19 protein-coding genes and 1 pseudogene are annotated in these 22,596 nt (G+C 68.7%); 12 read left to right on the top strand and 8 right to left on the bottom strand.

The features are described from left to right. The first annotated feature begins 5 nt into the window (after nt 1-5). Complete coding sequence (locus ACZYZ5_RS00100; protein WP_463898235.1) at nt 6-908, top strand: TIGR01777 family oxidoreductase; 903 nt, start codon at nt 6-8, stop codon at nt 906-908. A 70-nt stretch (nt 909-978) separates the two neighbouring features. Here ACZYZ5_RS00100 and ACZYZ5_RS00095 read toward each other — a convergent pair whose 3' ends face one another. Next, the gene (locus ACZYZ5_RS00095; protein ID WP_463898232.1) at nt 979-2,856 is read right to left on the bottom strand and encodes a serine/threonine-protein kinase; all 1,878 of its coding nucleotides are present in this window, start codon (nt 2,854-2,856) and stop codon (nt 979-981) included. A 108-nt stretch (nt 2,857-2,964) separates the two neighbouring features. Between ACZYZ5_RS00095 and lipB the strand changes: the two genes are divergently transcribed. The 4 genes from lipB (at nt 2,965) to ACZYZ5_RS00075 (ending at nt 5,978) form a co-directional block, all read left to right on the top strand. Beyond that, nucleotides 2,965-3,633 (top strand): lipoyl(octanoyl) transferase LipB, encoded by a 669-nt coding sequence (gene lipB / locus ACZYZ5_RS00090; protein ID WP_463898230.1) that lies wholly within the window; start codon nt 2,965-2,967, stop codon nt 3,631-3,633. Then, on the top strand, nt 3,630-4,637 hold the full coding sequence (gene lipA / locus ACZYZ5_RS00085; RefSeq protein WP_282383234.1) for a lipoyl synthase: 1,008 nt from the start codon (nt 3,630-3,632) through the stop codon (nt 4,635-4,637). Before lipB ends, lipA begins: the two co-directional genes overlap by 4 nt. An 89-nt stretch (nt 4,638-4,726) precedes the next feature. Beyond that, nucleotides 4,727-5,488: a DUF4191 domain-containing protein gene (locus tag ACZYZ5_RS00080; protein ID WP_463898228.1), complete on the top strand. Its 762-nt coding sequence runs from the start codon at nt 4,727-4,729 to the stop codon at nt 5,486-5,488. Between the two features lie 115 nt (nt 5,489-5,603). Then, nucleotides 5,604-5,978 (top strand): DUF3817 domain-containing protein, encoded by a 375-nt coding sequence (locus ACZYZ5_RS00075; RefSeq protein WP_463898225.1) that lies wholly within the window; start codon nt 5,604-5,606, stop codon nt 5,976-5,978. Nucleotides 5,979-6,163: 185 nt separating this feature from the next. Here the strand turns inward: ACZYZ5_RS00075 and ACZYZ5_RS00070 are convergent, their stop codons facing one another. Next, the gene (locus ACZYZ5_RS00070) at nt 6,164-6,601 is read right to left on the bottom strand and encodes an RDD family protein (RefSeq protein ID WP_463898224.1); all 438 of its coding nucleotides are present in this window, start codon (nt 6,599-6,601) and stop codon (nt 6,164-6,166) included. Nucleotides 6,602-6,897: 296 nt separating this feature from the next. Here ACZYZ5_RS00070 and glnA (ACZYZ5_RS00065) point away from each other — a divergent pair, with 296 nt between their 5' ends. After that, nucleotides 6,898-8,322: a type I glutamate--ammonia ligase gene (gene glnA, locus ACZYZ5_RS00065; RefSeq protein WP_463898222.1), complete on the top strand. Its 1,425-nt coding sequence runs from the start codon at nt 6,898-6,900 to the stop codon at nt 8,320-8,322. A gap of 92 nt (nt 8,323-8,414) precedes the next feature. Here the strand turns inward: glnA (ACZYZ5_RS00065) and ACZYZ5_RS00060 are convergent, their stop codons facing one another. Further along, on the bottom strand, nt 8,415-8,615 hold the full coding sequence (locus ACZYZ5_RS00060; protein ID WP_463898220.1) for a death domain-containing protein: 201 nt from the start codon (nt 8,613-8,615) through the stop codon (nt 8,415-8,417). 169 nt (nt 8,616-8,784) lie between these two features. On the opposite strand from ACZYZ5_RS00060, the gene ACZYZ5_RS00055 reads away from it, so the two are divergent. Continuing rightward, a complete protein-coding gene (locus ACZYZ5_RS00055) occupies nt 8,785-10,362 on the top strand; it encodes a hypothetical protein (RefSeq protein WP_463898218.1) in 1,578 nt (525 codons plus the stop codon). Nucleotides 10,363-10,406: 44 nt separating this feature from the next. Here ACZYZ5_RS00055 and ACZYZ5_RS00050 read toward each other — a convergent pair whose 3' ends face one another. From ACZYZ5_RS00050 to glnA (ACZYZ5_RS00035), 4 genes are all read right to left on the bottom strand, one after another. Next, a complete protein-coding gene (locus ACZYZ5_RS00050) occupies nt 10,407-10,922 on the bottom strand; it encodes a GNAT family N-acetyltransferase (protein WP_463898215.1) in 516 nt (171 codons plus the stop codon). A 54-nt stretch (nt 10,923-10,976) separates the two neighbouring features. Continuing rightward, nucleotides 10,977-11,393, bottom strand: coding sequence for a VOC family protein (locus tag ACZYZ5_RS00045; protein WP_463898213.1), 417 nt, complete (start codon nt 11,391-11,393; stop codon nt 10,977-10,979). Between the two features lie 125 nt (nt 11,394-11,518). Beyond that, nucleotides 11,519-14,530, bottom strand: a complete 3,012-nt coding sequence (locus ACZYZ5_RS00040; RefSeq protein WP_463898211.1) for a bifunctional [glutamine synthetase] adenylyltransferase/[glutamine synthetase]-adenylyl-L-tyrosine phosphorylase — start codon at nt 14,528-14,530, stop codon at nt 11,519-11,521. A gap of 9 nt (nt 14,531-14,539) precedes the next feature. Then, nucleotides 14,540-15,880, bottom strand: a complete 1,341-nt coding sequence (gene glnA / locus ACZYZ5_RS00035; protein WP_282383217.1) for a type I glutamate--ammonia ligase — start codon at nt 15,878-15,880, stop codon at nt 14,540-14,542. 265 nt (nt 15,881-16,145) lie between these two features. On the opposite strand from glnA (ACZYZ5_RS00035), the gene panB reads away from it, so the two are divergent. The 4 genes from panB to ACZYZ5_RS00015 all read left to right on the top strand — a co-directional run bounded on the left by panB (nt 16,146) and on the right by ACZYZ5_RS00015 (nt 18,922). Continuing rightward, on the top strand, nt 16,146-17,099 hold the full coding sequence (gene panB / locus ACZYZ5_RS00030; protein ID WP_463898209.1) for a 3-methyl-2-oxobutanoate hydroxymethyltransferase: 954 nt from the start codon (nt 16,146-16,148) through the stop codon (nt 17,097-17,099). A gap of 229 nt (nt 17,100-17,328) precedes the next feature. Then, nucleotides 17,329-17,724, top strand: coding sequence for an SHOCT domain-containing protein (locus ACZYZ5_RS00025; protein WP_463898207.1), 396 nt, complete (start codon nt 17,329-17,331; stop codon nt 17,722-17,724). Between the two features lie 108 nt (nt 17,725-17,832). Beyond that, nucleotides 17,833-18,150 carry a carboxymuconolactone decarboxylase family protein gene (locus tag ACZYZ5_RS00020; protein WP_463898205.1) on the top strand — a complete coding sequence of 106 codons (318 nt, stop codon included), beginning with the start codon at nt 17,833-17,835 and terminating at the stop codon, nt 18,148-18,150. Nucleotides 18,151-18,163: 13 nt separating this feature from the next. After that, nucleotides 18,164-18,922: an MBL fold metallo-hydrolase gene (locus tag ACZYZ5_RS00015; RefSeq protein ID WP_463898202.1), complete on the top strand. Its 759-nt coding sequence runs from the start codon at nt 18,164-18,166 to the stop codon at nt 18,920-18,922. Between the two features lie 45 nt (nt 18,923-18,967). Here the strand turns inward: ACZYZ5_RS00015 and ACZYZ5_RS00010 are convergent, their stop codons facing one another. After that, nucleotides 18,968-21,016, bottom strand: a complete 2,049-nt coding sequence (locus ACZYZ5_RS00010) for a phage holin family protein (RefSeq protein WP_463898199.1) — start codon at nt 21,014-21,016, stop codon at nt 18,968-18,970. A 231-nt stretch (nt 21,017-21,247) separates the two neighbouring features. Here ACZYZ5_RS00010 and ACZYZ5_RS00005 point away from each other — a divergent pair. Next, nucleotides 21,248-22,509, top strand: a pseudogene (locus ACZYZ5_RS00005) (HNH endonuclease signature motif containing protein). Nucleotides 22,510-22,596: the final 87 nt, after the last annotated feature.

The following is a 22,596-nucleotide window of genomic DNA, read 5'->3' as shown; positions in this document are numbered from 1 at the left end:
GGATCATGCGAATCATTATTGCCGGAGCCTCAGGGCTGATCGGAACCGCCCTTTCCAGCACCCTGCGCAGCGCCGGGCACGACGTCGGCACGCTGGTCAGGCGGGCGCCCGCGGCGCCGTCCGAGTTCCAGTGGAACCCCGCGGAGGGCAGCATCGACGAGACCGCGCTGAAGGGGGCCGACGCCGTCATCAACCTCTCCGGTGCGGGTATCGGCGACCGGCCCTGGACCCGTTCCCGCATCAACGAACTCCGCAGCTCCCGTCTCGGTCCGACGCGGACGCTGGCGGCGGCCATGGGCCGCCTGGACACCCCGCCGGCAGTCTTCCTGAGCCAGTCGGGAGCGAACTACTACGGCAACGCCGGACTGACGCTGCTCCAGGAGAACGCTCCCGCCGGGAGCGGTGTGCTGTCCCGGATCTGCGCCGACTGGGAAGCCGCCGCGCACGAGGCTCCGGACGGCGTCCGGGTGGTCACTCCGCGCACCGGCGTCGTGCTGAGCCGTTCGGGCGGCGCACTGGGACGGCTCATGCCGCTGCTGCGCCTGGGCGTGGGCGGACCGCTGGGCAACGGCCGGCAGTACTGGCCGTGGGTCACGCTCCCGGATGTAGCCGGCGCCTTTGGTTTTCTGCTCGGCAGCCGGCTGTCCGGGCCCGTGAACCTCTGCGCCCCGGAAATCGCGGACGTGAACTCGCTCGTCGCGGCGCTGGCCACGGCACTGCACCGCCCGGCGGTGCTCCGCGTCCCCGCCCCGGTGCTGCGGCTGGTGATGGGCAAGCTTGCCGATGAGCTGCTGCTCTCCAGCCAGCGGATGGAACCGGCCGTCCTGAGCGAGGCGGGCTTCGAGTGGCAGCACCCCTCGCTGGCCGAGGCCGCCGCGTGGGTGACGGAACGCGGCCCGAAGTCCTGAGACCCGGCGGCTGCAAACCCCCTGCCGGTTCCGGCGGGGTATCACCGCCGGCGGCACCGGAGTCCGGGGGCTACGGCGGCGGGGGCGCCGGCGCCGCGGGGGCCTCCCTGCCCGTGCCGGCGGGTGCACCGGCGGCCGGAAGGATGTCCTGGATCCGCCAGCGACCCTCGACCGTCGCCAGGACGAGCCGCAGCTGCTGATCCGGTGCGGCCGCGGCGTCCGCCAGCACCGCCCCGGTCGCGTCGCGCTCCTGGTAGGCGGGTGTGCTCGCGGTGACGGCCACGACGGCCAGGGTTCGGCCGCTGTCCCCCGCTGGGGCCGCTTCATGTGCCACAGCGCTCAGGAGGGTCGTGAATCCCGACAGCATCCGACCGGACTCCTTGAGCCCGGCGCTAATCCGCCCATCGGCCACGGCCGCCGCCGACGCTGGCACGTTGACCTGCTCCAGCAGGCCGAAGTCCCCCGAACTGAACGCCAGGGAGCGGATCCGGGCCAGTCCGCGGACGGCTTCCTCGGGGTCGGGCGATGCGAGCTGTGCCTGCACATCGGGCGGAAGGGCCGTCGCAGCGGCACCGGCACCAAGGCCCGGCTCCGCACCAGGGTCCGGCGCCGGATCAGGTCCCGGCTCCGCGGCCGCCGGGGCGGACTCCGTTACGGACCCGGCGTCGTTGCCGGCAAAGCCCGGGAACGGCGCCGGCAATCCGGCCCGGACAAACCCCCACGCGGCAGCCAGGACACCCACGAGGGCCAGGCCAGCGGCCACCGCCCGGAGACCACGGCGGCCCTGCCGTGCCGGGCGTGCCGGGCGTGCGGGACGTGCCGGGCGTGCGGCAGAAGGCCGGACGGAGCCGGGCCGGAGGGAGGGCCGTCCGGCGGTGTCACGGCGGGCCGAGCGGCGCGCCCCACGGCCGCCTGCCCCGCGCCCGGCGCCGCCCGCACGGACGGAAGCGGGAACCCCAGGCCCAGTCGACTCGGAGGCCGGCAGCGGGGCGTCCGCGCGCGCCCTGCGGAGCCGGCCCGGCAGGGACAGGAGTTGTTCAACCCGACGCTCCCGTGCAGTGCCGGGCAGGGCGCGCCGGGTCAGCAGCTGCGGAATGACCGTGGGATGGACCGAAACCGAGAGGTCCACCGGAGCGGCCCGGACGCTGCGGTGAACGGCGGAGGCCAGCTCGGCTGCGGTGGGCCGGAGCCTGCGGTCCTCCTGAAGTCCGGATTCCAGCGCCGCGGCCAGTTCAGGCGAAACCCCGGGTACCAGCAGCGGCAGCGGCGGCCGCTGCGGGCCCGGCTCAGGGGCGCGCCCGGTCAGGCAGTACCAGCCCAGGGCCGCCAGGGAATACACATCGCGTTCCGGTTGCAGCCCGGCCCGGACGGCGTCCACGGGCGCCGGGTCGCGGAAGCCCTCGGTGCCGGCGTCGGGCACCACCGTGGCGTCAGCCACCATGCGGGCCACGCCCAGATCGGCCAGCAACGGTTTGCCGTGGGCGGTGAACAGCACATTGCCGGGAGCGACATCGCCGTGCGTGAAGCCGTGACCGTGCAGGTAGGCGAGGGCCTGGGCGATCGGAGTCAGGACGGTCACGGTCTCCCCCGGCCCCAGGCTTCCCCGGCCGGCCACGAGCTGCCCCAGCGAGCCACCCGCGGCGTAATCCATGATCAGCCCGAGGCCCCCGGCACACGGCCCCTCCAGCCGGACGACGTCGTACGCCATGACCAGATGCTCATGGTCGAGCGCGGACAGTATCCGCACCTCGCGCCGGATCGCGTCCTCCCCTTCGCCGCGGTCGGCGGAGTCGCTGGCAAAGAAGCACTTCAGCGCGTACTCGCGGCCGGTCGATTGTTCGGTCGCCAGCCAGACCGTGGCGCCGCCGCCGCCGCGTCCGAGGCTACGGCCGACGTCGTATCCGGGAACCTCAGGGTTGGTGGCGCCGGAGGGTGCGTGATCGTCCATACCCAAGGAATAGCGGATCCGGCGGAATCCCGCAGGAGTTATCCACAGGGGGTGAGAGCTTCGCCACAGAATCGGCCGCTGCGACAGCCGGGGTCTAAGCTGGATGCCATGACTCTTGAGTTCTCCCAGCTGGGTCTCGACCCGGAATTCGTCGATTACGCGCGCGGCTGGGACATCCAGCGCGAACTCCACGGGAGGGTCCTCGCCGGCGCCGCCCCCAGCACGGTCCTGCTGCTGGAGCATGCCGCCGTCTACACGGCAGGTAAACGCACCGAAGACCATGAACGCCCGTTTGACGGCACTCCCGTGGTCCCGGTGGACCGCGGCGGCAAGCTCACCTGGCACGGCCCGGGTCAGCTGGTCGGCTACCCCGTCATCAAGCTCAGGAACCCGGCAGGAATCCGGGACTACGTGGAGCGGCTGGAGGCCGTCATCATCGCCGTCCTGGCCGACTACGGCGTCGAGGCGGTCCGGATCAAGGGCCGCGCCGGCGTCTGGATTGAGCAGGACGAGAAGGGCCCCGCGCGCAAGATTGCCGCGATCGGTATCCGCGTCCACGAGGGCGTCACCATGCACGGCTTCGCGATCAACTGCAACAACGACTTGGCGCCTTACGCCCAAATTATCGCCTGTGGCATCACCGACGCCGGCGTCACCACCATCTCGCAGGAGACGGGCCGGGACGTCACCCCCGCCGACCTCGTGTCGCGGATCATCGAAGAACTGCGCAACAATGAAGAAGCGCTAGTTGCAACCCATGAAGGAGCTCTACTGTGACCCTGGCACCAGAAGGCCGGAAAATGCTGCGTATCGAGCAGCGCAATGCGGCCACCCCGGTGGAACGCAAGCCGGAATGGATCAAGGCCAAGGTCCAGATGGGTCCCGAATACGTGCAGCTCAAGAACCTCGTCAAGAAGGAGGGCCTCCACACGGTGTGTGAAGAGGCCGGCTGCCCCAACATCTTCGAATGCTGGGAAGACAAGGAAGCCACCTTCCTGATCGGCGGCTCCGAATGCACCCGGCGTTGCGACTTCTGCCAGATCGACACCGGCAAGCCCTCCCCCGTGGACGTCTTCGAACCCACGAAGGTGGCCCGTTCGGTCCTGGCGATGCAGCTCCGCTACGCCACCGTCACCGGCGTGGCCCGCGACGACCTCGCCGACGAGGGCGTCTGGCTCTACGCCGAAACGGTCCGCAAGATCCATGAACTCAACCCGGGCACCGGCGTCGAGCTCCTGATTCCCGATTTCTCCGGCAAGCCGGAGCACATCGAAGCGATCTGCGACTCCAAGCCCGAGGTGTTTGCCCACAACGTCGAGACCGTCCCGCGGATTTTCAAGCGCATCCGTCCGGCCTTCCGCTACGAGCGGTCGCTGGACGTCATCACGCAGGGCCGCAACCTCGGCATGGTGACCAAGTCCAACCTGATCCTGGGCATGGGCGAGACCCGCGAGGAAATCTCCGAGGCGCTCCGGGACCTGCACGACGCCGGCTGCGACCTGATCACCATCACCCAGTACCTGCGCCCGAGCGAGCGGCACCTGCCGGTTGACCGCTGGGTCAAGCCGCAGGAGTTCGTGGACCTGCAGCAGGAAGCCGACGAGATCGGTTTCCTGGGCGTCATGAGCGGTCCGCTGGTGCGTTCCTCCTACCGCGCGGGCCGGCTCTGGGCCACCGCGATGCGCAAGAAGGGCCTGGAAATCCCGGCCCAGCTGGCCCACATCGAAAGTTCGGGCAGCACCCGCCAGGAAGCCAGCTCGCTGCTCGCGGCGCGCGCCTGAATCCAGTCGTAATGATTGCGGCGCAGGGCCGGCACCGGAGGTATCCGGCGTCCGGCCTTTCGCCGTCCATCACGTAGAATTAAGGCACTATGGCGAATTCCCCTGATTCCAGCAACTCCACTCCTGCTTCTGATGCCCCGAAGCGCGGCCTGTTTTCCCGAAAGCCCAAGGTCGCCAAGGTCAAGAAGCCGAGCCGTCTGAAGCAGATCCGCGAAGTCTTCCAGATGACGCGCCAGCACGATCCGATGGTCCCGTGGCTTATGCTGCTGGCGTTCCTCGGTGTCGTGGCTGTCAGCTTCGTCGTGGGCTTCCTGCTGGATAACTGGATCACGGGCCTGCTCATCGGCCTCCCGCTGGGTCTTCTCGCGGCCACGCTGATCCTGTCCCGCCGCGCCGAGCGCGCCGCCTTCGCACGGATTGAAAACCAGCCCGGAGCATCGGGCGCTGCGCTGGGCACGCTCAAGCGCGGCTGGATCGTCGAAGAGCAGCCCGTCGCGGTGAACCCCCGCACCCAGGACGCCGTTTTCCGTGCCATCGGCCGTCCCGGCGTTGTTCTGGTCAGCGAGGGCCCCAGCCACCGGGTCAAGCCGCTGCTCGACGCCGAACGCAAGCGGCTCGCGCGCATCCTGCCCAACGTCACCATCCACGTGATTGAAAGCGGCCGTGGCGAGGGCCAGGTTCCGATCAGCCAGGTCTCCAAGAAGATGACCAAGATGAAGAATGAGCTGACCAAGCTCGAGGTCAACACGGTGTCCAAGCGCATCTCGTCGCTCGGAAGCCGCCTGCCCATCCCCAAGGGCATTGATCCCTACAAGGCCCGCCCGGACCGCAAGGCGGCCCGCGGACGCTAGGCCGCACACGCCAGCCCGCAGGAACGCCCCGGTAACCGCCTTTCAGGCCGGCAGCCGGGGCTTTTCTTTGCCCAGCACATAAGGTCCCCTCGGGACAGAAACCGGAGACTCCGCCATGAAACTTCCGTCTACTTCCTCCGTGATCCGCATCTTCCGGGTGCTGGCCATCGCCGAGGCCTTCAGTTGGGCCGCACTGCTGGCGGGGATGTTCCTCAAATGGGTCACCCGGACCACGGAACTGGGGGTGGAAATCGCCGGCCCGATCCATGGAGCGCTTTTCATCGGCTACGGGATCGCGGCACTGAGCCTGTGGGGCATGCAGCGCTGGCCGTTCCGGGTGGCCCTGTTCGCGGGGCTGTCAGCGGTGTTCCCGTTCGCCACGGTCTGGTTTGAGCGCTGGGCGGGCCGCCACGGGTACCTGACGGTCAGGGCCGGACAGGATGCTGCGCAGCCGGCGCAGGAGCCGGCCGGCGAGACCGCCGGGGTTTAGCCGCTTCAGGACCCTCGGGTGTTCCCCCGCGATGCGGCCGAAGACCGCCCCGGTGCCCGCACCCATATGACGCAAGTGGCCGCTAAACCGGGAGGTTTAGCGGCCATTCGTGGTTAATCGACGAGGTGTAGCGGCCATTCGTGGCGAATCGTCGAGGTGTAGCGCGGCGCGCGTCCCGGCGAAAGCTACATCCGGACCAGGACCGTGTTCATGGCCTTGTCGTGGAGCCCGCGGTGGTCGGGGTCGAAGATGACGGCGGGGATCACGAGGCATATGAGGAGGCTGCGGACCAGGGCCGGCACGGGGCCGGCGGGGCCGCCGCCGAGCCGGACGACGTGGATCCCCACCATGCGGTGGCCGATGCTGTAGCCGAGGGTGCCGACGAGCAGTGCCTGCTCGACGGCGAACACGGCCAGGGTCGCCCAGGGATCTCCGGCGAAGGCGTAGTTGCTGATCAGCAGCGCGATGGCCCAGTCAACGCAGATGGCGACGATGCGCCGGCCGGCACGGGCAATGGAACCCGGCCCGGACTCGGGCAGGCCCAGCCGCTCCCCCGGGTACTTCGAAATGCCGGACGTATCCGGCCCGGTGAGCCATGAACCTATGTCTTTACGATCAACCACCCTCCAAGACTATCGGCAATGGATGCCTCCCCGCGCTGTTCATAGTGTGGACGTTCAGGGGCCACACTCTGGTCACGGATAGGCCACGTTGTGGACAGCGGCTACCGTTTACCTGTCAGGGCATTCTGTAACCTGCCGGAAACAAAGCGGACACCGCGGGGAAATCCCGTGTCCTTAGGGTGGTAACAGTTGCTAGCGGCATAGGAGCGGGGGCACTTTTGTGTTTTCCCCGCTGTCGGATTGCGCTGGACCACACGGCCTGACGGCCAGATCTTTCACATGCATAAGGAGCATAGATGTTCAAGACTGCGGACGAAGTCCTCAAGTTCATCAAAGACGAAGACGTTAAGTTCGTCGATATTCGCTTCACCGATCTCCCTGGCGTGCAGCAGCACTTCAATGTGCCCGCCAAGAGCGTTGACGCGGACTTCTTCGTCGACGGCCAGCTCTTCGACGGATCTTCGATCCGCGGCTTCCAGGGCATCGCCGAGTCGGACATGCAGCTCATCCCGGACGTCACGACGGCGTTCCTCGACACGTTCCGCATGGAGAAGACCCTCGCGCTGAACTTCTCGATCGTGAACCCCCGCACCGGTGACCCGTACCACCGCGACCCGCGCGGCGTAGCCGAGAAGGCCGAGGCCTACTTGGCTTCCACCGGCATCGCCGACACCGCATTCTTTGCACCCGAGGCCGAGTTCTTCGTCTTCGACAACGTGCAGTACCAGTCCTCCCCGCAGGGCAGCTTCTACAAGATCGATTCCGAGGAAGCTCACTGGAACACCGGCCGCGAAGAAGAGGGCGGAAACCTCGGCTACAAGACCCCGATCAAGGGCGGCTACTTCCCGGTCTCCCCCACCGACAAGCAGGCCGACCTCCGCGACGCCATGTGCATCGCCCTGGACGAAGCCGGCCTTGAGGTCGAGCGTAGCCACCACGAGGTCGGTTCCGCCGGCCAGGCTGAGATCAACTACAAGTTCACCACGCTGACCCACGCGGCTGATGACCTGCAGAAGTTCAAGTACGTCGTCAAGAACACGGCCGACGCCTGGGGTAAGTCCGTCACCTTCATGCCGAAGCCGGTCTTCGGTGACAACGGTTCGGGCATGCACTGCCACCAGTCGCTGTGGACCAATGGCGAGCCGCTGTTCTACGACGAAAAGGGCTACGCCGGACTGTCTGACATGGCCCGCTGGTACATCGGCGGCCTGCTGAAGCACTCCTCCGCCGTACTGGCATTCACCAACCCGACGGTGAACTCCTACCGCCGCCTGGTCAAGGGCTTCGAAGCTCCGGTCAACATGGTCTACTCGCAGGGCAACCGCTCCGCCGGTATCCGCATCCCGATCACGGGCTCCAACCCGAAGGCCAAGCGCATCGAGTTCCGCGCGCCGGACCCCTCCTCCAACCCGTACCTGGCGTTCGCTGCCCAGCTGATGGCCGGCATTGACGGCATCCGCAACCGCATCGAACCGCCGGCCCCGATCGACAAGGACCTCTACGAGCTCCCCGCCGAGGAAGCCAAGGACATCCCCAAGGCTCCCGGCACGCTCGAAGAGGCCCTGGATGCCCTGGCCGAGGACAACGAGTTCCTCCAGGCCGGCGGCGTCTTCACCCAGGACCTGATCGACACCTGGATCGAGTACAAGTACGAGAACGAGATCCGTCCGCTCTCGCTCCGCCCGAACCCGTTCGAGTTCGAGCTGTACTACGGCGTCTAAGTAGAGGCTGTCCCCAAGGGATTGCACGACGGCGGCCCCCACCTCACGGTGGGGGCCGTTTGTCGTTAAGCCACGGCCGCCCGGAGTCCGGTTCAGCGCTTCCCGTACTTCCTGTGCACGGCCTGCTTGCTGACGCCGAGACAGGTTGCGATGGCTTCCCACGACAGACCTGCCCGGCGCGCCCGCAGCACCATTTCCGTCTCGGTGCGGGCCACTTCCTTGCGCAGCTCGGCCACCTCGTACAGCGCCTCCGCGGGGCCCTTGCCGTCCATTGAACCGATCAGTGTTTTCATCGGCACCTCCTGGCGTCAACCTTAGTTGACACTCGCGCCGAGAGTCAACGTAAGTTGACGAAGTTGTGGCGGTCGGCCGGATCGCCGGAACGGAGCAGACTGATTTCTCTTGTAGCATGTGTCCCTAAGTCCCACCCCGGTCACGGCAAGGGCATTCTTTGGGGGAAAATTGAAGAGATCTCTGTCGCGCGCGGCTTCTGCCGTCGGTGCCGCCATCATCCTGTCCACCGCCGGCTTCGCCGGCCCCGCCCAAGCGACATCCGCCTGCTGGGATACTGGTTATGGGACGGCGTGCCGCGACTACCGCGAAAGCGCCGCAGGCCTTGCCATAGTCCGGGCGGCGGAACAGCCGACCTTCACCGGCATCCTCAAAGCGGGACAAACCCTCACTTCCTCCGCAGGCGTGTGGCTCTACGGCCAGGGGACCGAAACAAATACGCTGAAATACCAGTGGCTGCGCGACGGTGTCGGCATCCCCGGAGCCGTAGGGGAAACCTACAAGATCACGAAGTCCGACACGGACCATTCCCTGGCGCTGCGTGTTAGCGCGTCCGCCCCAGGGGTGAACGACGGGGTGGAGACAACCCTGCCGTCCCCGAAAGTCAGCGAGGCCAACACCGCCGAGTACACCGGCCGGCCCGGCATCACCGGCGAGGCCCCGACCGTGTGGGGCCGGACCAGGGTCGGATCCACGCTGGAGGTCAGCAACCTTGGGACCTGGTCGCCCAGCTGGATGACCCTGAAACTTCAGTGGCAGGCTGACGGCGTGGACATCGAGGGGGCCACCGCCAACGCCTACACGATCAAGGCCGCCGACCTGGGCAAAATGGTCACCCTGAAAGCGACCGGCATTTCGGCCGGCGTGCCAAGCGTGTCCATGTCAAACACTTCGACGGCGGTCACCCCCGGCTTCATCGCGCCCCCCGATGAAATGTGGCTGTCCGGCGGGGACAAGGTCGGCAACACGCTCAGTGTGGAACCCATCCAGTGGTGGTACGCCGGCGGCGAACCGGTGACCCTGCTCTTCCAGTGGGAGCGGGACGGCCAGTCGATCGCCGGGGCCACCGCAAGCACCTACACTGTCGTGGCTGCCGACGGCGGGCACTGGATCCGGGCGAAAGTCACCGCAACGGCGCCGGGCTACAATCCGGACACCCAGACTTCGCTGTACATCGACATCGTCGACAGCGCTACGGGCGGGAACGGCGGGGTGGACCCCGGAGCCCAGCCGACCCCCGTGCCGGTCCCGGAACCAGCCCCGGAACCCGCCGCCGTCCCGGCACCCACCGACGCGGCACCCACCGACGCGGCACCTGCGGAACCGGCGTCCGCCGACGAGGCACCCGCCCCTCAGGCTCCCGCAGTCCAGGCCGCCGCAGCCCGGCCACTGGCCCGGACTTCCCCCGCGCAGAACTATCTTCCGGCGCAGGGCGGAAGCGGTGACGTCCGGCCCCAGGCGGCAGGGCCGGTCCAGGCTGCCGTTACCGGCGCCGTCGTACCGGCCGACATTGCTGCTGCCCCGACGGAATCCGCACCCGCGGCCCCGGCACCGGCTGCCACGGCGAGCCCGTCGCCGTCGCCGTCATCCGGACCGGCGGCCGCCACAACACCAGCGGCCGCCAGACCCTTCAACCCGCTGCCGGCATTCTTCACGATCGCCGGGGTCCTGATCGCCGCCGGCCTGGTCTGGGTCATTCGTCCGCTGCGCGCCTCGGTACTAAGAATTGCGGGCCGGAAAGCCCCCTAGGAATGGCGGGTGCCCGCCGAGGACCGGTGACGGGTCTCTGCGGATCAGAACGGCCGGTACAGGGTCCGCTGCGGGCTGGCGTCGCCGCCCAGGTACTGGCCGCGGTCCTCGAACCCGGCCGTCCGGTAGGCGGCCTGCCCGGCAGGGTTGTGTTCGTTGACGGAGAGCACGACGCCGGCCTGCCCGCCGCCGAGGGCTGCCGTCAGTTTCCCGGCGGCCCGGACGGCGGCCTGCGCTGCCAGCGCGCCCAGGCCCTTGCCCTGCTGCCGGTAGTCGATCAGGAAGCCCCGCAGCAGCCAGACCGATTCGTCGTCCGCCCAGCCGGCCAGGGTCGCGGCTCCGGCCTGCAGCGTCAGGACCCCGACGGCGGATCCGTTGGCGTCGATCGCAAAGGGGTGCCGGGACTCCTCTTCCAGCCCGATCAGCACCATCCGCAGCGGCTCGCCCACGAACCTGCGCTGGCTTGCCAGGACCTCGAGTTCGGCAATCTCCCCGAGCTTGACGGCACGCGCGTCGTCGCCAAGGTCCTTCAGCGGCAGCAGCCACACGTGTTCAGCCATAAAGGAAGCCTACCCACGCCGGAGGGTGCCCCGCTCCGGGGTGCCCCGATCGGCTCAGAGCGCCGCGTCCTTGGGCGGCCCGGCCGGGTCCATCCAGAAGACCTCCCACAAATGGCCGTCCGGGTCCTGGAAGCTGTGGTTGTACATGAAGCCGTAGTCCTGGGCCTCCTCGGACGGGGTTCCGCCGGCGGTGAGGGCCGTCCTGACCAGCTCGTCCACGGCCTCGCGGCTGTCCACGGAGAAGGACAGGATGGCCTCGGTGGTGCTACGGGCGTCAGCGATTGGTTTGGACGTGAAGGTCTTGAAGTAGTTCTCCACCAGCAGCATCACAAACGCGTCGTCGTTGATGATCATGCACGTGGCGTTCTCATCGGTGAAGTCGGGGTTGAAGGAAAACCCCAGCGCGGTGAAGAACGCGACCGATTTGTCGAGGTCCTTCACGGGGAGATTCAGGAACATTTGCTTGGCCATGGCCCCAAAGTAGCACCGGGCCCCGGCGCATGTCAGCCCTTGACGGCGACCGGCTGAGCCCCTGCCGGCCCCGGCGGGCACCAGCAGGAGTCCGCCGGGAGTCCGCGGGATCCCGGCGGACAACGCTACTGGCCGTAGAAAACCCGCTCGAACACGCTCCGGGCGCGGCGGCTGAGCCGCAGGTAGTCCTCCTCGAGCGCGGCGGCGTTGCCCTGCCCGTAGCCGCACCAGCGGGCCACCGCTTCCAGGTCCCGGCGGGAGGACGGCAGCATATCCGAGGCCCGTCCGGTCCAGATCACGTTGGCGGACCGGATTCGGCCCGCCAGGTGCCAGGCACGGAGCAGGATCACCACGTCACCCGCATCGAGGAGCCCGACGGCGGCCGCTCCCTCGAGCGCCTCGACGGTGGAGGTGGTCCGCAGCTCGGGGTGCTGTCCGGCGTGCTGCAGCTGGAGCAGCTGGGCCAGCCATTCGACGTCGCTCAGGCCACCGCGGCCCAGCTTCAGGTGCCGGGCGGGATCCGCGCCGCGGGGCAGCCGCTCCGCTTCCACCCGGGCCTTGACCCGCCGGACCTCGCGCGCGTCCTGCTCGGAGAGCGACTCGGGGTAGCGGATCGGGTTGATCAGGGCCACGAACCCGGAGGCCAGCTGGTCGTCGCCGGCCATCGGGCGGGCACGCAGCAGCGCCTGCGCCTCCCAGATGAGCGACCACCGCCGGTAATACTCTGCGTAGGACTCCAGCGACCGCACCATCGGCCCGCTCTTGCCCTCCGGCCGCAGGTCGGCGTCCACCATCAGGACACGCTCCGCGAGGATGGCGGGCTTGAGCGGCTGGGTCAGCAGGTTGGAGAGCCTGCTGACGATCTGCAGGGCCTGCTGCTGGGCCTCGTCCTCCGGGACGCCGGGAAGCCCGCGGTGCACGTACATGACGTCAGCGTCCGAGCCGTAGCCGATCTCCCGGCCGCCCTGCCGTCCCATGGCGACCACCAGCACATGCGTCTTGAGCGGCTCGTCGCCGGTGACCATGGTTTCCGCGACGCGCAGTGCGCCCAGGACCGCGGCCCGGTCCGTGTCGGCCAGCGCCGCGCCGACCTGGTCCTGGTCCAGCAGCCCTTCGCTGTCCGCGATCGCAATCCGCAGGATCTCGCGGCGGCGGATCAGCCGGATCAGGCGCATCGCGCTTTCCGGCTCCGCGTGCCGGGACATCTTCGAGACGATCTCGAGCCACTGCGCCTCGAAGGTCAAGGGCACCAGTTCCTTGTCCGAGCCGAGCCAGGCCACGGATTCGGGTGAGACTTCCAGCAGGTCCGCGATCAGGCGGGAGTTGGACAGCACGTGGCAGAGCCGCTCGGCCGCCGCCGTCGAGTCCCGGAGCATCCCGAGGTACCAGTGCGTGGTGCCGAGCGCTTCGCTGACCCGCCGGAAGGCCAGCAGGCCGGCGTCGGGGTCCACACCCTCCGCGAGCCAGCCGAGCAGGATCGGCAGGAGCTGGCGCTGGAGCGCGGCGCGGCGGCTGACTCCGGCGGTGAGGGCCTCGATGTGGCGCATGGCGCCGCTCGGATCGAGGTAGCCCAGGGCGGCGAGGCGCCCCTGCGCGGCTTCCGGGCTGAGTCTGGCTTCCTCGCTGCTGAGCGCCGCCGCGGTGTTGAGCAGCGGCCGGTAGAAGATGCGTTCGTGCAGCTCACGGACGGAGCGTTTGGTCTTGCGCCAGGCCGCGACCAGGGCGTCGGGTTTGGGCCGTTCACTGGAGAAGGGCCCGAGCACGGCTTTGGCGAGGGCCCGCAGCGAAGCTTCCTTGACGGGCATGAGGTGGGTGCGGCGCATTTGGAAGAGCTGGATCCGGTGTTCGAGGAGCCGGAGGTAGCGGTAGTCGCGGTCGAACTCGGCGGCGTCCGAGCGGCCGATGTAACCCCCCGCGGACAACGCGGCGATGGCCGAGGTGGTGTCGCGGCAGCGCAGGCTCTCGTCGGATTTGCCGTGCACCAACTGCAGCAGCTGGACGGTGAATTCGACGTCGCGCAGTCCACCCCGGCCCAGCTTGATCTGCCGTTGCTCCTCCTCGGCGGGGATGTGTTCGGTGACCCGGCGGCGCATCGAGCGGACGGACTCCACGAAGCCTTCCCGGCCGGCGGAGGACCAGATCAGCGGCGCGACGGCGGCCTCGTAGCGGGCGCCGAGCTCGGTGTCCCCGGCGATGGTTCGGGCCTTGAGCAGGGCCTGGAATTCCCAGCTCTCGGCCCAGCGGGCGTAGTAGCTCTCATGCGAGGCAAGGGTCCTGACCAGCGGCCCGGACTTGCCCTCCGGCCGAAGGTTGGCGTCGACCTCCCACAGCCCGGGTTCACGGCCGATGGACATGATCGCCCGGGAGATGCCGGACGCCAGGGCCGTGCCGATCGTGTTGGCGCGTGAATCGTCGAGCTCGCCGGACTCGATCACGTAGATGACGTCGACGTCGGAAATGTAGTTGAGTTCGCGGGCACCGCATTTGCCCATGCCGATGACGGCCAGCCCGACGTCGGCCACCTCGGTGGCGCTGAAGTGCTCGGCGGCCTCGGCCCGCGAGACAGCCAGGGCCGCCTCGATCGCGGCGCCGGCGAGATCCGCCAGTTCCGCGCCCGCGGCGGGCAGAAAGTCCAGCGGATCGGCGGCGCAGAGGTCCTTGACGGCGAGCTCGACGAGGCCGCGCCGGTACTCCGTGCGGAGCGCCACGTAGCCCTCCTGCCCGGTCAGCGCCGCGACCGGGCGGCCGGATTTCGGATCGGCCTGCACGGAGCGCAGCAGCCGGGCGCGCAGTTCTGCGGCGTCCGCTGCCCGCGGTTCCGGGCTCGCGGTCACCTCGAAGACATCGAGATGCTCGGGGTGACGGATCAGGAACTCACCCAGCGCCTCCGAGGCGCCCAGCACCCGGTACATGGGTTCGCTGCGTTCCGCGTCCGCGACCGCCAGCTTCCGCAGGTCCGGGTGCTTTTCGATCAGCCGGACCAGCGACTGCAGCGCCGTGTCCGGATTCGCGGCCAGCTGCAGCCCGGAGAAGAGGAGGTCCTGGTCCAGGCCTTCCAGTTCCGGGGCCGCCAGCCACCGTTCGCCGTTTTCCAGATCGCTGAAGCCGGCGGCGATGAGGCGTCGTGCCAGGCTCATCGGGGCCGCCTAAAGGATGCCGAGGTTGCGTTGCAGCTCGTAGGGCGTGACCTGGAGACGATAGTCCTGCCACTCGGCACGCTTGTTGCGCAGGAAGTGTTCGAACACCTGCTCACCCAGGATCTGCGGCATGAGTTCGGAGTCCTCCATCGAGCGGATGGCGTCGTGCAGGCTGGCCGGGAGCGGGTCGTGGCCCATCGCACGGCGCTCGGCCGAGCTCAGCGACCAGATGTCGTCCTCGGCGGCGGCGGGAAGCTGGTAGCCCTCCTCGATGCCCTTGAGCCCGGCGCCCAGCAGCACGGCGTAGGCGAGGTAGGGGTTGGCTGCCGAGTCGATGCCGCGGTATTCGATCCGCGCGGACTGGCCCTTGCCGGGCTTGTACAGCGGGACGCGGACCAGGGCCGAGCGGTTGTTGTGGCCCCAGCTGAGGTAGCTGGGTGCTTCTCCGCCGCCCCAGAGCCGCTTGTAGGAGTTCACGAACTGGTTGGTGACGGCGGTGAATTCCGGGGCGTGCTTAAGGATGCCGGCGATGAACTGCCGGGCCGTCTCGGAAAGCTGGAACTCCGCACCCGCCTCGTAGAAGGCATTCGTGTCGCCCTCGAAGAGCGAGAAGTGGGTGTGCATGCCGGAACCCGGGTGGGCCGTGAACGGCTTCGGCATGAAGGTGGCGTACGTGCCCTGCTGGAGCGCGACCTCCTTGATCACGGTGCGGAACGTCATGATGTTGTCCGCGGTCTGCAGGGCATCCGCGTAGCGCAGGTCGATCTCGTTCTGGCCGGGGCCGGCCTCGTGGTGGCTGAACTCGACGGAGATGCCGACCGATTCCAGCATGGTCACGGCCGTGCGGCGGAAGTCCTGCGCCACACCGCCGGGAACGTGGTCGAAGTAGCCGCCCTCGTCCACGGGGACGGGGGCGCCGTCGGGACCCGGCTGCTGGGACTTGAGCAGGTAGAACTCGATCTCGGGGTGGGTGTAGCAGGTGAAGCCCATGTCCGCGGCCTTGGCCAGGTTGCGCTTGAGGACGTTGCGCGGATCAGCGGCGGAGGGTTCGCCGTCGGGCGTCAGGATGTCGCAGAACATCCGGGACGTCGCTTCGGTCTCGCCGCGCCACGGCAGGATCTGGAAGGTGGCGGGGTCCGGCTGGGCCAGCATGTCGGACTCGAAAACGCGGGCGAGGCCCTCAATCGAGGAGCCGTCAAAGCCCAGGCCCTCCTCGAACGCGCCTTCCACTTCGGCTGGGGCCAACGCCACGGACTTCAGCGATCCCACGACGTCGGTGAACCACAGCCGCACAAACCGCACGTCGCGCTCTTCGATCGTCCGCAGGACAAACTCTTGCTGGCGGTCCATACTGGCCTCTTTCCGGTTCTTTCGTCCGTGCCCCAGGCCCGTCGTACATGGGTCCCGCGGCTGCTCACCGTTCACTTTACTAATCATTGCCACCGATTGCTGGCGCAGCTGCCCCGCGTAACACAGCGTTAACACCGGGAACCCTGAATTCGACGCCCCAGACCGGTCCCAGGCTCATTCCGACGGCGACCGTGTGACGTGACTCACGCGCCCACGGGCTGGAGCCCAGTAGCTAGCACCCGCCGGATCGCACTACGCTCGTGCCATGGCCACAAGCACAAGCCCCGATTCCAGCCTGCCCGCAGAACTAGCCGCCCCCTATGGCAACGGCCCGGCCGCCGCGGGCGCGTCCGCGGCAGCGGAAACGTCCCCGGCCGCGTCCGCGGGCTCGACGGCGGGCCAGGAGCCCGGCGCCCGGAAGCCGGTGGCGAAGATCCGCACGCACCACCTGCGCCAGGCCAAGCTCAACGGTGAGCGCTTTGCCATGCTGACCGCGTACGACCAGTACACGGCGGAAATCTTCGACCAGGCCGGCATCGAGGTCCTCCTCGTGGGCGACTCAGCCTCCAACAATGTCTTCGGCAACGAAACCAGCCTGCCCGTCACCGTGGATGAGCTGCTCCCCCTGTGCCGCGCGGTCACCCGCTCGGCCAAGCGCGCCCTCGTGGTGGCGGACCTTCCCTTTGGCAGCTACGAGGTCTCCGCCCAGCAGGCGGTGGCCACCGGCGTCCGGTTCCTCAAGGAAGGACTCGCCCACGCGGTCAAGATCGAGGGCGGGGCGTTCTATGCCGAGACCGTCCGGGCGATGGTCCAGGCCGGTATTCCGGTGATGGCGCACATCGGCTTCACCCCGCAAAGCGAGCATGCCCTCGGCGGCTACCGGGTGCAGGGCCGCGGCGATGATGCCCGGCGGCTGATCGACGACGCCGTCGCCCTCACCGACGCCGGCGCGTTCTGCGTCCTGATGGAAATGGTGCCGGCGGCGACGGCGGCTGCCGTGGACGCCGCCGTCGACGTCCCCACCATCGGCATCGGCGCCGGCAACGCGACCACCGGCCAGGTGCTGGTGTGGCAGGACATGGCGGGCCTGCGTGGCGGCAGGATGGCCAAGTTCGTCAAGCAGTACGCGGACCTGCGCACCTCACTCAGCGACGCCGCGAAGGCCTACGGCGAGGACGTGCGCTCCGGCCAGTTCCCCGGCCCCGAGCACTCCTTCTAGGCGGCCGCCGCGGGCCGACTCTCCAGGCCGCCGCGGGATGACCCTCCACGCCGCCGCTGCGGGTTTGCGGAGCCACCTCATCCTTGACGAACGATGCGGTGCTCCGCCCGTCCGGGCAGGCTGGCAATTGAGGGCCTGCATCGGGCCCCGGCAGATGTTCCGCCATTGCGGCCTGCTTCGTGCGCGAAGCGACGGCCAGGCACCGGCGGGCACTAGTGGAGGAGTAGCCATGGGCTCAATTTCGACTGACTTCTGGGACATCCTGCTATGGAGTTTCTGGTTCTTCATCTGGATCGCGGCCCTGATGGTGTGGTTCCGCTGCCTGTTTGACTTGTTCGGCGACCGATCGCTCAGCGGCTGGGGTAAGGCCGGCTGGGTAATACTGCTTGTCTTCGTGCCCTGGCTTGGCGCCCTCATCTACCTGATCGCCCGTGGCCGCAGCATGACCGAGCGGCAGATGGCCGCCATTGCCGATCAACAGGCCGCCCAGCAGGAGTACATCCAGCAGGTCGCAGGAAAGTCGGCGAGCCCGGCCAGCCAGATCGCCGATGCCAAGGCCCTGCTCGATTCCGGAGCAATCAGCCAGACCGAGTTTGACTCCCTCAAGGCAAAGGCCATGGCCTGACCGGAGTCGACGGACTGCGCCCCGGGGTCCGGGCCGCATTCATTGCTCTGCACGATCGACAGCCCCACCCCGGGGCTGTGATGGCAACCCACGTTAAGGAGATCGACCATGTCCGCTCAGAGTGAGAACCCGGTTCTGGAGACCATCGGCGCCATTACTGACGCCTCCCTGGGACGCTCCGACCTGCCGGCCGACGCGCTGCTCATGATTCGCATCGCTGCCCTCGCCGCCGTCGACGCCCGGCCCATCTCCTACCTTGCCCATGTGGGCCCCGCGATCGAGTCAGGGGTTACGGCCAAGGACGTTCAGAACGTGCTCGTCGCCGTGGCCCCCATCATCGGAACGGCCCGGACGATGTCGGCTGCGATCAACGTCACCGAAGCGCTGGGTTTCGCGATCGCCGTTATGGAGGAAGAGACGGAGTAGCGCAGGTCCCGGCATGAGACTCACCTGGCTGGGCCACTCCTCGGTGGTCCTGGATCTCGACGGGGTTCGGGTCCTGACCGATCCGCTGCTTCGTCCTCATGCCGGGCTGCTGCGGCGCCTGGCGCCCCGGCCGGACCCTGCGTCGTGGAGCCGGTCCGACGTCGTGCTCCTCTCCCACCTGCACCACGACCACGCCGAGCTGCGCTCCCTCCGCATGCTGCCCGGAGCGGCCCTGATGAGTGCGCCCGCGAACATCGCCTGGTTGCGCCGCCGCAAGTTCATGAACACGGTGTCCTTGGGCGACGGCTGGACCCCGGCCGGCCGCGGTGTCGAAATACGGCAGGTGCCGGCGGAGCATCGTCACCGCCCGATGCCGCACCGACCCAACGACGCCCATGGCCAGCTGGTTCGCGGTCCTTCGGGCACCGTCTGGATCGCGGGTGACACGGGGCTGTTTCCGGAGATGGCCGGGATCCCAGCCATGGCGGGCGGTCCCATCGATGTCGTCGTGGTGCCAGTCTGGGGATGGGGACCGAGGCTCTCGGCGGGGCACCTGAACCCCGAGACCGCCGCCCGCGCCGTCGCACTGAGCGGCGCGCGGTACGCCCTGCCGGTGCACTGGGGAACCCTGCACCCGCCCTTCGTCACACACTTTGCCCGGAGCTGGCTCGAGCTGCCCGGGCGCCGGTTTGCCGATGCGGTGGCGGAGCAGGCTCCCGGCTGCACAGCTGTCGTTCTCTCCCCCGGCCAGTCATGGGTCGCACCCGGATGAGTAGAGGCCCGTGAACTGTCCCGCGGACCGGGCTCACCCGGTCACTCAACGCGGGAACGCCGTCGTGGTGCGCTGGCCACAGGCCTCGAGCATCGCCACCAGCAACCGGTGGAGCTCGTCGGCACCCTCAATTCGCTCGGGCAGCCCCGCCATGAGATCGGCGGGACCGAGCAGCACGGCGCGGTCCTGCCAGCCGCCGAGGCCCCCATGGGATCCGACCAGGCCCTCGAAGGCCGTGACGTCGTTGGTCATCGGATCGACCATGCTGTTGACGTAGAGATCCGGCGCCTTGGGGTCCATCAGCGCACGTCGGAGCACCCGCGCGGCGTGGGATCCGAAGCCGGCCAACGGGTCAGTGCCCTCCACGGCCCCGCTCGTCAGATTGAGTCGACCGCCACTCCCGATCGCCCATTCCCGGCCGTCTTCATCGATCCCGGCGATGAACCCGACCCCAGGATGTTCGGCCAGGCCGGGGACCAGGGCGGGCCACTCCCTCTCGAGGTCCTCGAGCGTCCAGCGCCGGTCGCCCCGCACGAAGACCAGGCCTAGGTTGCCGGAGCCCAGCACCACCACCGGCTCCTCTTCGGCGTTGCCGGGATCCGGTGTCTGCTGTGCCTTGGTCAGCCCTTCGTTGGCGCGGGCCGCAAGCTTCCCGGTCATCCCCCCGGCAGCGATGTCGCCGGCAATGGAGTCGGCGCGACCCAGCCCTTCGACGGACGCGTCGACAGTCTGTACGTGTTCCTGCATTAGCTCGGCACACAGATCACCGAGGCTCTGGCCGTACCGGTCAGCGAAAGGAGTGCCCTGGGACTGGCCGTGGTCCGAGAGTACGACCAGCCGGTAGCGGCGGGGAGCGGAACCGGCGAGCCGGGCCAGGAACCCCAGTGTGCGGTCCAGGCCGTCCAGGGCGGCGAGCGACTCAGGCCGGAAAACGCCTGCGTGGTGGGCGATCTCGTCGTAGTCCACGTAGTCGACATAGATGCACTTCGTGCCTCGACGCAGCTCCTCGGCGACCAGGGCAGTGTTCAGGTCACGCAGGAGACCATTCGTCACTGCGCGAAGCAGGGCGAAAGTCCAGTCCCGGTGCACGCGGGGGTCGAAGTCGCGTCGGACCTGTCGTCGGGCCTGCCACCGCTCCTTGAGGACCTCCCCGACGGTCCGCGTGAAGCTGCGCATGAACCCGTTCGGTGAGGTGAAGAACCAGGCGAACGCACGGCGCGTCTGCGTGGACCCGCGCCGGACCTCCACGTGGCTCATCGTCAGGAGCGATCGTGGCGCGTCGCCGGTGAAAAGGTTCGAAATGGAGACCCCGTCGTCGTACAGCAGGCCCTGGCCGGTGCTGTGCCTTTCCTCGATCACCCGGGCGTCCGCCGGGCGGTTGGCGACCAGGACCCGTTTGAGCTCCCGGTCGTACCACCGGAAGGCGGGGATTCCGTCAACGGTGCCGTGCAGAATGCCCATCTGGCTGGCTGGCGTGGTGCACGGGAGCTGGGGAGTCCATTCGCGGCAGGTGTAGTCCCCCGAGGACAGCCAGCGCCGGATATGCGGTACTGCCCCGGACTGGACTGCCCACTGCAGCACCGGGAACGGGACACCGTCGAGCTGCACGAACAGGACGCCGTCAACCTCCGGGTCGGTCACCGTGGTCTTCCGGCGTGCCCTGCCGGCCAGGGAGGTGACCAGTCCATCATCGGTACCGGCTGTGGTGGCCCACGAGATAAGGGTGGCCACGACCGCACTGATCCAGGTTGCGGCAAGGGCGGTCCACGCCGTCGACTCGATGCCCGGCACCAGGCGGATGGCGACATACATGATCAGGGCCTGCCCGACAACAGCGGTAAGAAGCACCGCCAGCCAGCCCACCCGGGCCGAGATCTCCACCAGCGCGGGGCGGAGGACCAGACCGACGATGCCGGCCACTGCTGCCACGGCGGCGTAGTCCCACCAACTGGATGCAGAGAATCCAGGGAGCAGCGCGCCGGTAATGATGAGGGCCACCGTCGAGGCGGCCCAGGCAAGGGCCAGCCTGGCCAGGTCGGTGACTCGGACGCCGCGGGTGCGGGTATCGCGGGTGCGGGTATCGCTCGTCGGCATTTTCCCAGTATGGCCCGCGGCAACCGGCAGGCACTCATCCGCACAGGGTGAGAAAAACAGCCCACAAGGGCGTTGGCTCCGCGGCTTCACCGGGAGCGTTGGCTCCCCGGCTTCCCGGGACGCTCTCACCCCCATGGCCCGTCGGCCGGTACGTCAGCCGTCCGCCCGGCATCACGCTGAGCCCATCTGGCTTCATCATTTAATGTCGGTGGCTCGTGATGTCATGGGGGTATGGAAAGCACGGTCTGGAGTGCGGAGAGCAGGGAGGCCCTGGCGGCTGTCGCCGCGTCCGTTGCTGCTTTGGCTGTCTTCACCGGTTCCGGGGAGGACCACGCTGATTCGGCCCGCATCATTCCGTCCGGCGCCGGTCCGTCCCGGGGTACCGGGTCTGGTCCGCCGTGGGCGGATCCGTTGCGGCTTCTGGCGGACGCCAGCCTGGACGGGCTCTCAGGGTTGGCCGTTGTGGAAGCCCGGTTCGCGGCGCTGAAGGTGCTGCTGACCGCGGACTACGCGGCGGCGACCCGGGCCCTGGCGTCCCCGACGGCATCCCTGCGGGACCGCACCGTCCAGGAAATGGCGATGGTCGCCGAGCTCGCCTGTGTCCTGACGGTCAGCGAACACGCCGCCGGAGCCCTGCTCGGCGAGAGCCAGGCCCTGACAACAGCACTGCCGCTGACCCTGGACGCGTTGCGGGACGGGACGATCTCCTGGGCCCACGCCCGGATCATGGTCGACGAAACCGGTGACCTGGACCCGGCCGGGGCGGCGGCGCTGGAGGCGCACTTCCTGGACCCCGACGCGCCCAACCCGGCCCGCGGATGCCCGGCCGGGGAACTCGTCCCGTACCGGTTTCGCGCCAAGGCCCGCAGCTCCGCGCCGACGTCGCCGCCACCTCGCTCCTGAGCGCCGGTACCGACGCCGACGGCAACGGCCTGACCGGGGAGGTGCCGGTCCCGCGGGCGCAGGTCCTGATCACCGTCCCGGTCCTGTCCCTGCTCGGCGCCGGGGAGGAACCGGCGGTCCTGGACGGGTACGGGCCGATCCCGCCGTCCATGGCCCGGGCCCTGATCGCCGACGGCGCGGAGTCCTTCCACCGGGTCCTGACCGACCCGCGTGACGGGGCCCCGCTGGAAATCGGCCGGACCAACTACCGCCTCACAAAGGCTATGCGCCAATGGCTGCGGCTCCGCGACGGCCGGTGCCCCTTCCCGGGCTGCAACAACCCCTCCCTGGACAACGAGGCCGACCACCTCCTGGCCTGGGCCGACGGAGGCACCACCGGGCTCAACAACCTCGGACAGCCCTGCCCGAAACACCACCGCCTCAAACACGGCTCCGCCTGGACACCCGCCGGGGCCAGCAAAGACAAACCGCCCGGCTGGACCTCACCCTCAGGACGGTACTATCCCAGCGAACAACAGGACTGGGAACCACCCCACTGGCCACCAAACATTCTGGCCACCGACGAAGGCCTAGATGTACTGCGCCATTAGGTTGGTGACACTCGGGTGATGGGTGTGGTTCCGATGCCGGTGTGGATTCGTTCAGTGTTGTAGTGCTGGAGCCAGGGCGCAAGTGCT

This window comes from Pseudarthrobacter ribosi (genome assembly GCF_055412865.1).
This window is presented reverse-complemented; position numbering and strand designations above follow the sequence as displayed.

Excerpts from the sequence above, each read along its gene's own strand:
- ACZYZ5_RS00100 (WP_463898235.1), top strand. The coding sequence starts at position 6 with ATGCGAATCATTATTGCCGGAGCCTCAGGGCTGATCGGAACCGCCCTT.
- ACZYZ5_RS00095 (WP_463898232.1), bottom strand. The coding sequence starts at position 2,856 with ATGGACGATCACGCACCCTCCGGCGCCACCAACCCTGAGGTTCCCGGA.
- lipB (WP_463898230.1), top strand. The coding sequence starts at position 2,965 with ATGACTCTTGAGTTCTCCCAGCTGGGTCTCGACCCGGAATTCGTCGAT.
- ACZYZ5_RS00080 (WP_463898228.1), top strand. The coding sequence starts at position 4,727 with ATGGCGAATTCCCCTGATTCCAGCAACTCCACTCCTGCTTCTGATGCC.
- ACZYZ5_RS00075 (WP_463898225.1), top strand. The coding sequence starts at position 5,604 with ATGAAACTTCCGTCTACTTCCTCCGTGATCCGCATCTTCCGGGTGCTG.
- glnA (WP_463898222.1), top strand. The coding sequence starts at position 6,898 with ATGTTCAAGACTGCGGACGAAGTCCTCAAGTTCATCAAAGACGAAGAC.
- ACZYZ5_RS00060 (WP_463898220.1), bottom strand. The coding sequence starts at position 8,615 with ATGAAAACACTGATCGGTTCAATGGACGGCAAGGGCCCCGCGGAGGCG.
- ACZYZ5_RS00050 (WP_463898215.1), bottom strand. The coding sequence starts at position 10,922 with ATGGCTGAACACGTGTGGCTGCTGCCGCTGAAGGACCTTGGCGACGAC.
- ACZYZ5_RS00045 (WP_463898213.1), bottom strand. The coding sequence starts at position 11,393 with ATGGCCAAGCAAATGTTCCTGAATCTCCCCGTGAAGGACCTCGACAAA.
- ACZYZ5_RS00040 (WP_463898211.1), bottom strand. The coding sequence starts at position 14,530 with ATGAGCCTGGCACGACGCCTCATCGCCGCCGGCTTCAGCGATCTGGAA.
- glnA (WP_282383217.1), bottom strand. The coding sequence starts at position 15,880 with ATGGACCGCCAGCAAGAGTTTGTCCTGCGGACGATCGAAGAGCGCGAC.
- panB (WP_463898209.1), top strand. The coding sequence starts at position 16,146 with ATGGCCACAAGCACAAGCCCCGATTCCAGCCTGCCCGCAGAACTAGCC.
- ACZYZ5_RS00025 (WP_463898207.1), top strand. The coding sequence starts at position 17,329 with ATGGGCTCAATTTCGACTGACTTCTGGGACATCCTGCTATGGAGTTTC.
- ACZYZ5_RS00020 (WP_463898205.1), top strand. The coding sequence starts at position 17,833 with ATGTCCGCTCAGAGTGAGAACCCGGTTCTGGAGACCATCGGCGCCATT.
- ACZYZ5_RS00015 (WP_463898202.1), top strand. The coding sequence starts at position 18,164 with ATGAGACTCACCTGGCTGGGCCACTCCTCGGTGGTCCTGGATCTCGAC.
- ACZYZ5_RS00010 (WP_463898199.1), bottom strand. The coding sequence starts at position 21,016 with ATGCCGACGAGCGATACCCGCACCCGCGATACCCGCACCCGCGGCGTC.